The following is a 13,676-nucleotide window of genomic DNA, read 5'->3' as shown; positions in this document are numbered from 1 at the left end:
CCGCTCCCACATCTACAGCCAGTGACTTTTAGCGGCTCTCAAACTCGGCAGCACGCTTTTCGACAAACGCCGCCATCCCTTCTTTCGGGTCATGTGTCGCGAACATGGCGTGGAACACCCGACGCTCGAAACGCACACCTTCAGACAAGCTGATCTCGAATGCCCGATTCATGTATTCATCGCACCCTATTTAAGTGCGCAACTTCTTGCGCACTTAAATAGGGGAATATTTTTGGCGTTATTGCTAGAGCCCATAAAGTTAAGTACCAGAACAAAAGTTTTCCATTCATTGTGGACGCCCTGCTCCAGAGCCCATTAGAATTGCGCGCTTAAATATGTTCTACCTCTTATTGGCCAACAGGAAAGTGCGCAACTTGTTGCGCACTTTATTGATAACCTCAATAAAACCGTCGATTCAAAAGCTGTCCTGACACCCGTATCTGCCTGATAAATATATGAATCAAAAGAATATTGACTCGTCATTGAGCACTTCAACGATTAGAAGTCCGTATACCGATTCCCGAGATCTGTTCCAACAACTTCAGTGGTACCCAGTCCGATGCGTGCTTGCGTCCATTCCTGCCTGACCTGCACTCACTTCAATGCACGCAAACCGCCTTCGGTTGCGACCCTGAACACCGAACTGACATATCTCCAGATCACCAACAAGGAACCCCGTGCATGAGCGCTCAAAAACTGGCCATGATCGATAACGCCGCGCAGGCCGAACGCGCCGCCAGGGCCCAGCCTCACGTCGATGTCAAAAGCCCCCTGACGCCATGCCCGGCTCACCAGCCCGAAGTGTTCGTGGTGCCCGTGCGCTACGCCCTGGCGCAGGAACAAGCCACTCACCCCTGCTGTTCCCCCGGCGTGACCACCCAAAGCCACCCCATGGCCGCCCGGCGTCTTCGGGCCGGCTTTTTGTATATCTGGCAGGAAAAAGGCCCGCTCCAGCGCTATGCCGTGTCGTCCGACGGCAGGTTTCAGGCGCAGGCGCTGGAGGACGACTCCACCCTCTTGCTTAAAGGCACTCTAACAGGGCTGACGCTGAACAAAATCCATGACGCCTGGATGCTCTACAGCGAGCTCCCACTCAACCCGCAACACTGCGCAGTGCTCAGCGAAACCCCCGCCAAACGCAGCGCGCACATGCGCCATGTGGCCTTGCGCACCGTGGCCAACGAGCTGCAAGCCGAACACTGTCCGCCCCTGGAAAACGCCACCGAGGTGATGGCTGAACTCATCCCCGACACCTACGCCCAATCAATGAAGGCCGATCAAAAAGCCGGGGGCGAGAACATCCAGGCGTTGGGCGCAACCGTGATGAAAGACCCCACCAAGGCCAACATCAAGGCTTACACCGATGCCATGCACCGCGCCCGGGAGCGCGAAAAAATCATCGCCCAATACCCCGATGCGTCCGACCAGGCACCCGGCGAGTGGAGTGCCGAGCCGTGGGACGGCCAGGGCACCCAGACCTGGCTGGAGGCCGCCACGGCTGAGGCCAGGGCGTTGTACCCGGTATTCGTGTGCCTGGACGACGACCTGGGGGTGCTGCGCGACATCAACCATGAGCAGGAACGGGTTGAATCGAGCCACGAACAATGGGTGGGCGACAACAACCTGCGCTTGAACATCGGCGGCTTTATTCGCAGCCTGATCACCGAAGAGGGTGCTGAGGTGGCGAGCACCCTGAGCTACCGGTACAAGGATCGGGACATCCGCCTCACGCCCGAGCAGGGCAAGGTCATGCTCGACGCCCAGCAGCAACTGGACGAAGCACTCAAGATCGAAACCCGGGACCGCCAGTATGGTGGCCTGCCTAGCAGAGCCGAAGTGACCGTCCGTAATGCCCGTATCGAACGTATCGTAGAGCCCGTACGGGCCTTCATTCCGCCCGACCTGTACACCGACGTGCAGGCGTTGGTGCATCAATACCGCGCCGAAAAACAGTCCAACCTCGACAACGCCCCCTTCAGCGCCAAGGTCAGCGAGTACATTGACGTGCCGGCCATGAACACCTGGCTCGACACCACCGCCCCGGCCCATTACCAACACGTCGAACAGCGCCACAACGCCTTGTTTGCCGACCGAGGCCAATACCTCACACGCTCCCACAGCGGCACCTGGTTCGTCGATTACTACGACGTTGAAAGCCGCCAGTGGCTCACCGAACTGGCCACCGGCTGCCTGAGCGCCCAATGCACCCGGGCCAAGGGTGCAGAGCAATATGCCGACTACGTGCGCGCCCCCGACGAAGGCGCACTCAAACACCTGTTCCACGCCTGGACCCCCTCGATCGATGCGGGCATTGTCGGCACCGGTCGCCTGGGGGAAATAATCGCAGCTTTGGGCTCTGAAAACCGCGAGGCAACCCGTCAGCTGTTTGCCCCCCTGAGCGCCGTGATTGCCAACGACATCGCCGCCATGGCCCGCGACGCCCAGGGGCCCTGGAGCGTACTGGTCAACCGGTTGGCGGCGGCGCTGCTGGTCCTCAAGGGCGACACCACCTTGAGCAGCGCCTGGGTGGGTATCTTCGTCGCTGCACGCCTGGGCAGCGATGCGCGCTTGCAGGCCATGACCCACGCGGGCAGGCAGATGTGGACCCTGCTGGGAGAAAAAGCCGAGGGTCTCAACCACTGGGTCAAGGCCACGGGACAAGCCATTGGCGCCGGGCGCATGGAACGCGTGATCAACTCCCCGCTGATCAGCAACAGCGGCGGCGTGGTGCCATTGGCGGCGTTGCTGCTCAACACGCTCAATGCGAACAACTACCTGAGCCAGGCCGCAGCGCTGGAAGGGATGGATGATCAGCGGGTTAACGACACGGTGTCGGCTTCGCTGTATGCCTCGGCGGCGTTGGTGGCGGTGATTGATAGTCAGGTGAGGAAGGGGTTGGGTAGGGATCGGTTCATGATTCGTGCATCCGCAGCCCCAACGCTTACTCTGTTTGGGGGGGTGATTGGTGGGTTGTCGGCATACGCAGCATTGAATGAATTCTATTCTTTGCAAATACAGTTACAGAACGCACAGACACACATCGATCCATGGCTGGAGATGCGCCAAACAGTGGTAGGAGGGCAAGTAGTCGCTTATGGGGCACAGGCCCTTATAGGGGTGTTTCAAACAAGTAAAGCACTGGCAGGCTTAATAGAAGTTGAAGTCGCCATCATGCGTTACACGCTGTACATGGGGCCGTTGAACTGGATTATTGCTGCGCTTGGCGTGTTGTACCTGATCACCTGGTTCTTTCAGCAAACCCCGGTGCAAAACTTCCTCAATTTCTGCTGTTGGTCCAAAGCACGGGCCAGGAATTTAGAGCCGATCCCCGCCAAAGCCCAGCAAGAAGAACTGAACTGGCTATACGGCATCTTGTACAGCCCCCGCGTCAGCATGCAAAGCAGCTCCGAGACAGGCGGTTCCAATGGACCATCTGGGATGTCCTTCGTCAGCTCCATCAATGCCTTGACCATCGATCTACCGGGAGCAGAACCGGGTACTGCCTACCTTGAACTAAGCATGATGGGCGACCCCGTGGACTCCCAAGCCTACCGGTACCTGATCAAAAACAGCCCTCACAATAACTACAAACCCCCTCGCCCATGGCGTGACATGGCTCCTCATTGGCTGTCCAGTAGCGAGTGCCAGTGGATACCGTTCCAGGAAGGCCAAGGCTTGCGCCTCAGCGGCCCCTTTAAAACTCTGTCGAACGTATTAAGCACGTCGCCAGCCACTGTTTCGCTTCGTTTGCGCTATCGCACACCCTTGATTGCGATGTTGGGAGCTCACAACTTTGTCGGTGGCGAACGGGGCGTTGCTTTTACCCTCACCAACAACGACGGGGTGATAGCCCTGCGTAACGACCCGACCCCCGAACTGGATCGAGTGCCAACCTACTCCCTTGGTAAGGGATATCCCGGCGCCATTTACCTGCAACCCAAGGACAAGCCATGAGCACGCCACCGGCTGGAACCACCAAAAAACGGATTTTTTCGCGTGATGATTATTTGGCGCCATTGCCTATTCCGACAGGCAGAAAACCTTCAGATGTGCTCAATACCATTTGGCGCAAGAACGATGTGTTTATTGATATTGGAAACTACAGCATTGGGTCGGCAGTGATGACGATTTGGCCGTTGGTAATGCTGTTTCTTTCTATGGCCTATATTTTCAATGACTATGGCGCATTGGTATTAGGAGCGTGTATTACAGTTATACCTATTTGCTTTGTCATCCAAGGCCTCTTCCGCGAAGTCCCCCTTCCCGTACGCTTCAATCGTCAACGCCGAGAAGTCTGCGTACCGATGGGAGACGGCGACTATTGGATTGTGCCTTGGGAAAGTGTCACCGCTGCCGCCACTCAACACTCATCGACAAGCCAGGCGGGTAAAAACACGATGGGTTTATTGATCGTGGGTTTCGAAAACCCGGACCCCTTGGCCAAGGAAGGCAATAAACACTTTTACTTCGCCTTCAATTGCGGTGGCGGCACCACGGCGATGGCGCTGTGGGAGTGCATGCGCAGTTATATGGAAATTGGGCCTGATGCTGTTGAAGATCAAACAGCACGCTTCGATAGATCCAAAGGTATATGGGCTACCTATTTGGACGATCTCATAAAAGGTGCGAAGTTGAGAGGCTGGCCAGTCACAATCTTGTGGGAAGGCTTTTGCGGGATTTTCATCTTCAACACACTACTGATTGACGTGCTTGAACGCTGGAAACTGAATCCGCCACCCGACCTCCCTTACCCCGACATCATCGAATGGTCAAAACCCCTCCCACCAGAACAATGGGCCAAACGCTCCCCCGAGCTTGAACACGCCATTGCCAAACGCGAAGCCGAACTCGCCGCGCTGACGGTGCAAGAAACAGCATGAACCAGCAAACCAGCACGTTCCTGGCCACTGTTTCGCTTCGTTTGCGCTATCGCACACCCTTGATTGCCATGCTGGGCGCTCACAACTTTGTCGGTGGCGAACGGGGCGTTGCTTTTACCCTCACCAACAACGACGGGGTGATAGCCCTGCGTAACGACCCGACCCCCGAACTGGATCGAGTGCCAACCTACGACCTCGGCAAGGGCCATCCCGGCGCTATATACCTGCAACCCAAGGACAAGCCATGAGTACGCCACCGGCTGGAACCACCAAGAAACGAATTTTTTCACGCGATGACTACTTGGCGCCATTGCCGATTCCAACAGGCAGAAAACCTTCAGATGTGCTCAACACCATTTGGCGCAAGAACGGTGTATTTATTGATATAGGGAACTACAGCATCGGGTCTGCTGTGATGGTCCTGTGGGTAGGAATCATGGTGTTCTTATCCATGGCCTTTTTTACTAGAAATATCGCACCTGATTTCAGCCGAGACATTCTAGTAGTAGGGGCAGTTATTATGGCCCTGCCAATACTTTTCCTTATCCAAGGCCTCTTCCGCGAAGTCCCCCTTCCCGTACGTTTCAATCGTCAACGCCGAGAAGTCTGCGTACCGATGGGAGACGGCGACTATTGGATTGTGCCCTGGGAAAGGGTCACCGCTGCCGCCACTCAACACTCATCGACAAGCCAGGCGGGTAAAAACACGATGGGGTTATTAATCGTGGGTTTCGAAAACCCGGACCCCTTGGCCAAGGAAGATAACAAACACTTTTATTTCGCCTTCAACTGCGGCGGCGGCACCACGGCGATGGCGCTGTGGGAGTGCATGCGCAGTTATATGGAAATTGGGCCGGACGCTGTTGAGGATCAAACAGCACGCTTCGATAGATCCAAAGGCATATGGGCGACCTATCTGGACGATCTCATAAAGGGTGCGAAGTTGAGAGGCTGGCCAGTAACCATCTTGTGGGAAGGCTTTTGCGGGATTTTCATCTTCAACACACTACTGATTGACGTGCTTGAACGCTGGAAACTGAACCCGCCACCCGACCTCACCCACCCCGACATCATCGAATGGTCAAAACCCCTCCCACCAGAACAATGGGCCAAACGCTCCCCCGAGCTTGAACACGCCATCGCCAAGCGCGAAGCCGAACTCGCCGCGCTGGCGGTGCAAGAAACAGCATGAACCAGCAAAGCCCAACTCAACGTGCCATAGGTTGTCGGCGGCAGAATTGCAGTGGCGCACACACCCTAACGCAGCCTCGCAGAGTTCGTCAGCGGCTACAAAAATCGGTAAAAACCAACGCCAAATAAACACCCTCTAGTCGCCTCACTCTGCGCAGAGGCATGACCAGACGGGTGTTTAATCTTTCCAGCTAGCGGTTTTCAAACTCGGCATCACGCTTTTCGACAAACGCCGCCATCCCTTCTTTCTGGTCATGTGTCGCGAACATGGCGTGGAACACCCGACGCTCGAAACGCACACCTTCAGACAGGCTGATCTCGAATGCCCGATTCACGCATTCCTTGGTCAGCATCAGCACCGGCAAGGATTTACTGGCGATCAGCGCTGCGACTTTCAACGCTTCATCCAGCAACTCATCGACCGGCACCACGCGTGCAACCAGCCCCGAACGCTCAGCCTCCTCGGCCCCGATCAAGCGCCCGCTCAGGCACATTTCCATCGCCTTGGCCTTGCCCACTGCGCGGGTCAGACGCTGTGTTCCACCCATGCCCGGCAACACACCCAGGTTGATTTCCGGCTGGCCGAATTTGGCGTTGTCACCGGCCAGAATGAAATCGCACATCATCGCCAGTTCACAGCCGCCCCCCAACGCAAAACCCGCTACCGCCGCAATGATCGGCTTGCGTCGAGTCGCCACGCGATCACTGTCAGAAAACAGGTCATCGAGGTAGATTTGCGGGTAGTTCAGGTCCGCCATTTCCTTGATGTCCGCACCGGCGGCAAAGGCTTTTTTCGAACCGGTAATGACGATGCAGCCAATCCCGTTATCGGCTTCCAGCGTGTCCAGCGCCTGGTTCACTTCGCTGACCAACTGCGCATTCAGGGCATTGAGCGCCTGGGGCCGGTTCAGTGTAATCAGGCCTACATGCCCATGAATGTCCAGCAGAATGGTTTCGTAGCTCATCACTAATGTCCTCGATTCAAAGATTGCGCGAAATGACCATGCGCTGAATATCACTGGTGCCTTCATAGATCTGGCACACCCGCACATCGCGGTAGATGCGTTCCAGTGGAAAGTCGCTCAAGTAGCCATAACCGCCCAGGGTTTGCAACGCCTTGGAGCACACTCGCTCGGCCATTTCCGAAGCAAACAGCTTGGCTTGCGAGGCCTCGACCAACGCCGATTGACCGCTGTCACGCAAGGCCGCGGCGTAACGAACCATCTGCCGGGCAACCGCGATTTCAGTCGACATGTCGGCCAGGCGGAATGCCACGGCCTGATGCTCAACCAAAGGCTGGCCAAAGGTCACGCGCTCACGGGCATAGTCCCGTGCAGCTTCGAAGGCCGCGCGGGCCATGCCCACTGCTTGCGAAGCGATGCCGATGCGCCCGCCTTCCAGGTTGCTGAGGGCAATTTTGTAGCCCTGCCCTTCTTCACCCAGACGATTGGCCACCGGCACCTTGAGGTCGTTGAAGAGGATCTGGCAGGTGTCTGACGCGTGCTGCCCCAGCTTGTCTTCGACTCGGGCCACGCTGTAACCCGGTGAGTCCGTGGGCACGATAAAGGCGGTAATACCGCGCTTGCCCGCCGCCGGATCCGTCACCGCAAACACAATCACTACCCCGGCGTTTTGCCCCGACGTGATGAACTGCTTGCAGCCATTGAGCACATAGAAATCGCCTTCCCGGCGGGCACGGGTTTTCAGGTCACTGGCGTCGGAGCCCGCCTGGGGCTCGGTCAGGGCAAACGCCCCAAGCATCGCACCACTGGCCAACGGGACCAGAAACGTTTGTTTTTGATACTCGGTGCCGTACTTGAGGATGGGCACGCAACCCACTGAGTTGTGCACGCTCATGATCGTGGAACACGACCCGTCGCCCGCGGCGATTTCTTCGAGGGCCATCGCGTAGGCCTGATAACCGGTATCGCAACCGCCCCACTCTTCAGGCACCAGCATGCCGAAAAAACCCAGCTGCGCCATCTCGTCAATGGCCTCCCGGGGGAAGCGGTGCTGCTTGTCCCATTCAGCGGCAAAGGGCTTCAAACGCTCCTGGGCAAACTGTTGGGCTGCTTCGCGAATTTGTAATTGTTCGGATGTAGGCAGCATAAAAAGTCCTCAAAGACATTCCACGGCAATCGCCGTGGCTTCACCGCCGCCGATGCAGATCGCTGCAACACCGAGTTTGGCCTTTTGCTGACGCAGTGCCGAAAGCAGGGTCACCAGAATGCGCGCTCCCGAAGCACCGATCGGATGGCCCAGCGCACAGGCGCCGCCGTAGATATTGACCTTGGCGTGGGGGATATCCAGTTCGGCCATCGTGACCAGGCTGACCACTGCAAACGCTTCGTTGATCTCGAACAGATCAACCTCGTTCAGATCCCAGCCGGTCTTGCTCATCAGCCGCTTGATCGCCCCCACCGGGGCGGTCGGGAACAGACCGGGCTCATCGGCAAACGCCGCATGCCCGTGGATCACCGCCAGGGGTTCCAGGCCGCGTTTGTGCGCCTCGCTACGGCGCATCAACACCAGCGCCGCCGCACCATCGGAAATCGAACTGGAGTTGGCCGCAGTGACCGTCCCACCCTCCCGGAACGCCGGTTTCAGCGTGGGGATCTTTGCCAGATTGGCCTTGGGCGGCTGCTCATCATCACTGATCAGGCGCTGCTCCTTGCCCACGGTGACCTGCACTGGAACGATCTCGGCGCTGAAGCTGCCGTCCTTGATCGCCTGCTGCGCACGGGTCAGTGACGCCACGGCAAATGCATCCTGGGCCTCACGACTGAAGCCGTGGAGCTGGGCGCAGTCTTCCGCGAAAGTACCCATCAGGCGGCCACGGTCATAGGCGTCTTCCAGGCCGTCGAGGAACATGTGATCCAGCACCCGGCCATGACCCATGCGGTAGCCACTGCGTGCGCGATCCAGCAAATACGGCGCGTTGGACATGCTTTCCATGCCCCCTGCCACCACCACATCGACGCTCCCGGCCAGCAGGCGGTCATGGGCCAGGATGGTGGCTTCCATGCCCGAGCCGCACATCTTGTTCAGGGTGGTGCAGCGTGTGCCCTTGTCCAGCCCGGCACCCAGGGCGGCCTGGCGGGCAGGTGCCTGGCCCAGGCCTGCCGACAGCACGCATCCGAACAGCACCTCCTCTACGCCATCGGGCGCCACACCGGCCCGCTCTACCGCTGCCCGGATCGCCGCAGCACCCAGTTGCGGCGCGGTCAGGCCCTTGAAGTCACCTTGAAAGCCACCCATGGGCGTGCGTGCAACACTCACAATCACGACCGGATCATTGGCAATTGTCATTTCACACCTCTTATTTGGCGGCCATGCGCAAGGCACCGTCGAGACGGATCACCTCGCCGTTGAGCATGCTGTTTTCAATGATATGGCGCACCAGCGACGCGTACTCGTCAGGCTTGCCCAGACGCGGTGGAAACGGCACACCGGCGGCCAGAGATTCACGCACTTCAGGAGTCATGCCGGCCATCATCGGGGTTTCAAAAATGCCCGGTGCGATGGTCATGACGCGAATCCCGAAGCGGGCCAGTTCACGGGCCGCAGGCAAGGTCAGGCTGGCGATGGCGCCCTTGGAAGCCGCATAGGCCGCCTGGCCGATCTGGCCGTCGAACGCCGCCACCGAAGCGGTATTGATGATGACCCCGCGCTCGCCATCGGCATCGGCGGTGGTCTCGGCAATGGCCGCTGCGGCCAGGCGCAGCATGTTGAAACTGCCAATCAGGTTGACGTTGATGACCTGGCTGAAATTCTCCAGCCCATGGGGGCCATTTTTGCCGAGGATCTTTTCGCCGCGCACAATGCCCGCGCAGTTGACCAGCCCGTTGACCCCGCCAAAGGCTGCCACCGTGGCCGCAACAGCTGCCTGTGCGGCGTCTGCCTGACTGATGTCAGCCACGGCGCTGCGGGCCGAGCTGCCCAGTTTGTTCGCTTGGGCGGCCACGGCATCGGCGTTCATGTCCACCAGCATCACCCGGGCACCTGCCTTGACCAACATGTCGGCTGTGGCGGCACCCAGTCCCGATGCACCACCGGTGACGATAAAAACCTTGTTTTCGATTTGCATGGTTGTTCCTGACCAAAAATGGGGGTGAAAAATCAGGCCGTGGCTTTGGCGCTTGACGCCAGCTCGGCCTTGGCAATTTCCTGGTTGCGCAAAATGAAGCGCTGCAGCTTGCCGCTCGGGGTTTTCGGCAGCTCGCTGACAAATTCGATTTCACGGGGGTAAGCGTGAGCGGCCAGACGCTGGCGGACGTGCAAGCGCAGGGTTTCGGCCAGTTGCGCATCACCCAGATACTGGGGGTTCAACACCACGAACGCTTTGACCAGCTCGGTGCGCTCGGGGTCGGGCTTGCCCACCACGGCGGCTTCGACGACTGCCGGGTGCTCGATCAGGGCGCTTTCCACATCAAATGGCCCCACGCGATAACCGGAGGTCGTGATCACGTCATCTCTGCGCCCGACGAAGCTGATGCTGCCATCGGGGTTCAGCTCCACGGTGTCGCCGCTGAGGTAGTAGTTGCCAACGAAAGCCTTGGTGTTGAAACCTTGATAGCCGCCAAACCAGCACATGGGCGACTGGCTGCGGTCAACGGCCAGAATCCCCGGCTGGCCCACCGGCAATTCCTGATGGTTGTCATCAAGCACCACGATCCGGTGACCCGGGGAGGCGAAACCGGCAGCGCCCATATGCACCGGATGGTCGAGACCGTGATGGTTGCACAGCACCATGCCGACTTCGGTCTGGCCGTAGTGGTCATGGATGGTGACGTTCAGCTCATCGGCAAACCAGCGAATCACCTCGGGATTGAGGGGTTCACCGGCGCTGCTGACGACTCGCAGCTGGCCCTTGATCTTGCTGGAGAAGGCAGCCCCGGCAGCAATCAGCATGCGATACGCGGTAGGTGAACCGGTGAGGTTGGTGATGCCGTATTTCTTGATCACCCGACAGGTGCTTTCAACGGTAAACGGGCCATCGTACAACGTGATCGGGTGCCCCATGGACAAAGGCCCGGTGATCCCGAAATAGATCCCGTAAGCCCAGCCCGGATCAGCCAGGTTCCAGAACGAATCTTCAGGACGCAGCCCAACCGCATCACGGGTATAGCTCTGGAACGCGACAATTGCCTTGAGCGGCACCAGCAGCGGTTTGGCCGGGCCTGTGGTACCCGAAGTAAACATCAGCAAAAACGGGTCTTCGCCGGTGAGCATGACCGGCTCACAGTCCGCCGTGTAGTTGTCCAGTTCGGCCCAGAAGCTGAAGTCGCCGCGTACCAGGCCCTGCCCTTTGGGGCCGGCCACGGTGACAATCGCCGGGCACTCGTTGACTTCGTTGAGTTTGACCCGGTTCACCCCATCGGTGACCACCAGCGCGGCGCCGGAACTGTTGAGCCGGTGTTCGATGGCCTTGGGGCCGAATGCGGTAAACAGTGGCTGGTAGATGGCACCAATGCGCCAGGTGGCAAACGCCACAATCAACAATTCGACATTGCGCGGCAGCAAACCGGCCACCTTGTCGCCGCGTTTTACGCCCTGGGCCAACAGAAAATTGGCAAAGCGTGCAGCCTGATCCTGTAACTGGGTGAAGGTATACGTTGCGCTGCTGGCATCGCGCCCTTCCCAGAACAACGCAATGCGGCCCGGCAAGGCATGCCGGTCACAGCACTCGACACAGGCATTGACTGCCTCCAGGTGGCCGTCCAGGGCGCCCGTTACCGTGCGTTGGTAGTCGAAATCAGTCATCGCGGTCAGATAGTCGCGCATCAGCAGAATCCCTCGGTCTTTATTTTTAGGATGGGAACCGTGAACAATCCTGTTGATAATCGCCCTGGGAAGGCTCTACAACAATGGTCAAACCGCTCAAGCTGAATGACTGCTTTGGCCAATGCGCGATCTTGCCCGAACGCGCCTCAGTCCCAGGGATCGCAACCGGCGGCCAGGTGGCGCTTATCCCTGCTGCTATCTATATTTCACGCACATAAGGAGATGCCCGTGACCACACAAAACCACCACTACACCATCAACAACATCGAATTCAACGTCCACGACATCGCGCGCAGCAAAGGGTTTTATGGTGCCGTATTTGGCTGGACTTTCACTGACTATGGCCCCACCTACACCGAGTTCAGCGATGGCCGCCTGAGCGGCGGTTTCACCACTGGCGAGGCCGTGCGCCCGGGTGGCCCGCTGATCATTGTGTATGCCGACGACCTGCCCCGTGCACAGCAGGCAATCGTTGACGCCGGAGGCAAGATCACCCGGCCCGAATTCAAGTTCCCGGGGGGCAGCCGTTTTCACTTCACCGACCTGGACGGCTACGAACTGGCGGTCTGGTCGGCAGACAAATAACCCCGAAAAATGCCCCGCCGGCGGTGTGCAGGGCGGTGGTTTTCTCGTCGCCTACCGAATCCAGCCGGGGGTGCAGATGCGCCTGCTCGGTGCGTACCAGCCCCGGACTGACCGCGCCATAAGCCGCAGCACCAGGCCTTGGCCTGTTGCCCAACATTCAAGGGGCAATCCGGGGGCTGCACGTCGTCTGAACGGACGATGAAGCTCAACCGGGTGAACGCAACAATCCAGCGCACGCTGTGGTAACAGCCCCTGTTAACGAGGAACCCCATGTCAGACCCATCTGCCGCGCCGGTATTGCTTGAATTCCCGACCCCGGGCGTGGCCTTGCTGCGCCTTAATCGCCCCCAGGCCACCAACGCCCTGAGCCTTGAGTTGCAAGGGTTGTTGTCACGCTATTTCACGGAACTGGCGTACAACCCTGACGTGCGCTGCATCCTGCTGACTGGCGGTGACACAGTGTTTGCCGCTGGCGGCGACATCAACAGCATGGCCGGGGTCGGCCCGATTGATATTTACCAGCGCCATACCGAGCGGGTCTGGGCACCGATCCAGCATTGCCCCAAACCGGTCATTGCTGCGGTGTGCGGCTATGCCTATGGCGGTGGTTGTGAGCTGGCGATGCTGGCCGACATTATCGTGGCCGGGCGCAGTGCCAAATTTAGCCAGCCCGAGATACGCATCGGCATCATGCCGGGCATCGGCGGCACCCAGCGGCTGGTACGGGCCGTGGGCAAGGCCAAGGCGATGCGCATGGCCCTGACCGGGCAGCCGATTACGGCTGAAGAGGCCTTGGTTTCGGGGTTGGTGAGTAACGTGGTCGATGATGACCAGGTACAGGCTTATGCCCTGGAGATGGCGCAGTTGATCGCCACCATGCCCCCGCTGGCTGCCGAGCAAATCAAGGAAGTGATACTGGCGGGCGTGGACGCACCGCTGGAGACCGGGCTGGCCCTTGAGCGCAAGGCCAATGCGCTGCTGTTTGCATCCAGGGATCAAAAAGAAGGGATGCAGGCATTTATCGAGAAACGTGCAGCGCGGTTTGAAGGGCATTGAGCGGCGCGCCCCCTGTAGTCGCTGACGAGTAGTGCGAGGCTGCGTTCGAGCGCGCAGCGGTCGCAAAACCGGTACACGCGCAGTGCCTGATTAACCGTGCAAGCCGATTTCACGACTGCTACGTCGCAGTGGCGCACCAAACCGAACGCAGCCTCGCACTACTCGTCAGCGACTACAGAT

General features: G+C 58.8%; 11 protein-coding genes and 1 pseudogene. 6 read left to right on the top strand and 6 right to left on the bottom strand.

Going from position 1 to position 13,676, the window contains the following annotated elements; all coding sequences use genetic code 11:
• Positions 1-28: 28 nt before the first annotated feature.
• Positions 29-178 (bottom strand): annotated as a pseudogene (locus VSQ83_RS10450) (enoyl-CoA hydratase-related protein); the annotation flags it as partial.
• A 503-nt stretch (positions 179-681) separates the two neighbouring features.
• Between VSQ83_RS10450 and VSQ83_RS10445 the strand changes: the two are divergent.
• From VSQ83_RS10445 to VSQ83_RS10430, 4 genes are read left to right on the top strand one after another with little or no spacing between them, the layout of a single operon-like run.
• Entirely contained in the window at positions 682-3,954 is a 3,273-nt protein-coding gene (locus VSQ83_RS10445; protein ID WP_326426553.1) for a toxin VasX, read from the top strand.
• A complete protein-coding gene (locus tag VSQ83_RS10440; RefSeq protein ID WP_326426550.1) occupies positions 3,951-4,880 on the top strand; it encodes a hypothetical protein in 930 nt (309 codons plus the stop codon). Before VSQ83_RS10445 ends, VSQ83_RS10440 begins: the two co-directional genes overlap by 4 nt.
• Complete coding sequence (locus tag VSQ83_RS10435; RefSeq protein WP_326426548.1) at positions 4,877-5,128, top strand: hypothetical protein; 252 nt, start codon at positions 4,877-4,879, stop codon at positions 5,126-5,128. The genes VSQ83_RS10440 and VSQ83_RS10435 overlap by 4 nt, the downstream gene beginning before the upstream one ends.
• Entirely contained in the window at positions 5,125-6,072 is a 948-nt protein-coding gene (locus VSQ83_RS10430; protein ID WP_326426546.1) for a hypothetical protein, read from the top strand. The genes VSQ83_RS10435 and VSQ83_RS10430 overlap by 4 nt, the downstream gene beginning before the upstream one ends.
• Before the next feature lie 190 nt (positions 6,073-6,262).
• Here the strand turns inward: VSQ83_RS10430 and VSQ83_RS10425 are convergent, their stop codons facing one another.
• From VSQ83_RS10425 to VSQ83_RS10405, 5 genes are read right to left on the bottom strand one after another with little or no spacing between them, the layout of a single operon-like run.
• Positions 6,263-7,036, bottom strand: a complete 774-nt coding sequence (locus VSQ83_RS10425) for an enoyl-CoA hydratase (protein ID WP_326426544.1) — start codon at positions 7,034-7,036, stop codon at positions 6,263-6,265.
• A gap of 16 nt (positions 7,037-7,052) precedes the next feature.
• Positions 7,053-8,180, bottom strand: coding sequence for an acyl-CoA dehydrogenase (locus VSQ83_RS10420; protein WP_326426542.1), 1,128 nt, complete (start codon positions 8,178-8,180; stop codon positions 7,053-7,055).
• Between the two features lie 9 nt (positions 8,181-8,189).
• Positions 8,190-9,380 carry an acetyl-CoA C-acyltransferase gene (locus VSQ83_RS10415; RefSeq protein ID WP_219261454.1) on the bottom strand — a complete coding sequence of 397 codons (1,191 nt, stop codon included), beginning with the start codon at positions 9,378-9,380 and terminating at the stop codon, positions 8,190-8,192.
• Positions 9,381-9,390: 10 nt separating this feature from the next.
• Entirely contained in the window at positions 9,391-10,158 is a 768-nt protein-coding gene (locus VSQ83_RS10410; protein ID WP_219261453.1) for an SDR family NAD(P)-dependent oxidoreductase, read from the bottom strand.
• A 32-nt stretch (positions 10,159-10,190) separates the two neighbouring features.
• A complete protein-coding gene (locus VSQ83_RS10405) occupies positions 10,191-11,855 on the bottom strand; it encodes an AMP-binding protein (RefSeq protein WP_326426537.1) in 1,665 nt (554 codons plus the stop codon).
• Positions 11,856-12,083: 228 nt separating this feature from the next.
• Between VSQ83_RS10405 and VSQ83_RS10400 the strand changes: the two genes are divergently transcribed.
• Together VSQ83_RS10400 and VSQ83_RS10395 are read left to right on the top strand one after the other, a co-directional pair.
• Positions 12,084-12,440: a VOC family protein gene (locus VSQ83_RS10400; RefSeq protein ID WP_326426534.1), complete on the top strand. Its 357-nt coding sequence runs from the start codon at positions 12,084-12,086 to the stop codon at positions 12,438-12,440.
• Positions 12,441-12,710: 270 nt separating this feature from the next.
• Entirely contained in the window at positions 12,711-13,496 is a 786-nt protein-coding gene (locus tag VSQ83_RS10395) for an enoyl-CoA hydratase (protein ID WP_219261450.1), read from the top strand.
• The last annotated feature ends 180 nt before the right edge of the window (positions 13,497-13,676 follow it).

The sequence above is a fragment of the Pseudomonas sp. DSV-1 genome (assembly GCF_035830915.1).
Classification (GTDB): Bacteria; Pseudomonadota; Gammaproteobacteria; order Pseudomonadales; family Pseudomonadaceae; genus Aquipseudomonas.
The sequence above is the reverse complement of the archived record's forward strand: the minus strand, read 5'-3'. Positions and strand labels throughout refer to the sequence as shown.

Excerpts from the sequence above, each read along its gene's own strand:
- VSQ83_RS10430 (WP_326426546.1), top strand. The coding sequence starts at position 5,125 with ATGAGTACGCCACCGGCTGGAACCACCAAGAAACGAATTTTTTCACGC.
- VSQ83_RS10435 (WP_326426548.1), top strand. The coding sequence starts at position 4,877 with ATGAACCAGCAAACCAGCACGTTCCTGGCCACTGTTTCGCTTCGTTTG.
- VSQ83_RS10405 (WP_326426537.1), bottom strand. The coding sequence starts at position 11,855 with ATGCGCGACTATCTGACCGCGATGACTGATTTCGACTACCAACGCACG.
- VSQ83_RS10440 (WP_326426550.1), top strand. The coding sequence starts at position 3,951 with ATGAGCACGCCACCGGCTGGAACCACCAAAAAACGGATTTTTTCGCGT.
- VSQ83_RS10395 (WP_219261450.1), top strand. The coding sequence starts at position 12,711 with ATGTCAGACCCATCTGCCGCGCCGGTATTGCTTGAATTCCCGACCCCG.
- VSQ83_RS10425 (WP_326426544.1), bottom strand. The coding sequence starts at position 7,036 with ATGAGCTACGAAACCATTCTGCTGGACATTCATGGGCATGTAGGCCTG.
- VSQ83_RS10410 (WP_219261453.1), bottom strand. The coding sequence starts at position 10,158 with ATGCAAATCGAAAACAAGGTTTTTATCGTCACCGGTGGTGCATCGGGA.
- VSQ83_RS10445 (WP_326426553.1), top strand. The coding sequence starts at position 682 with ATGAGCGCTCAAAAACTGGCCATGATCGATAACGCCGCGCAGGCCGAA.
- VSQ83_RS10420 (WP_326426542.1), bottom strand. The coding sequence starts at position 8,180 with ATGCTGCCTACATCCGAACAATTACAAATTCGCGAAGCAGCCCAACAG.
- VSQ83_RS10415 (WP_219261454.1), bottom strand. The coding sequence starts at position 9,380 with ATGACAATTGCCAATGATCCGGTCGTGATTGTGAGTGTTGCACGCACG.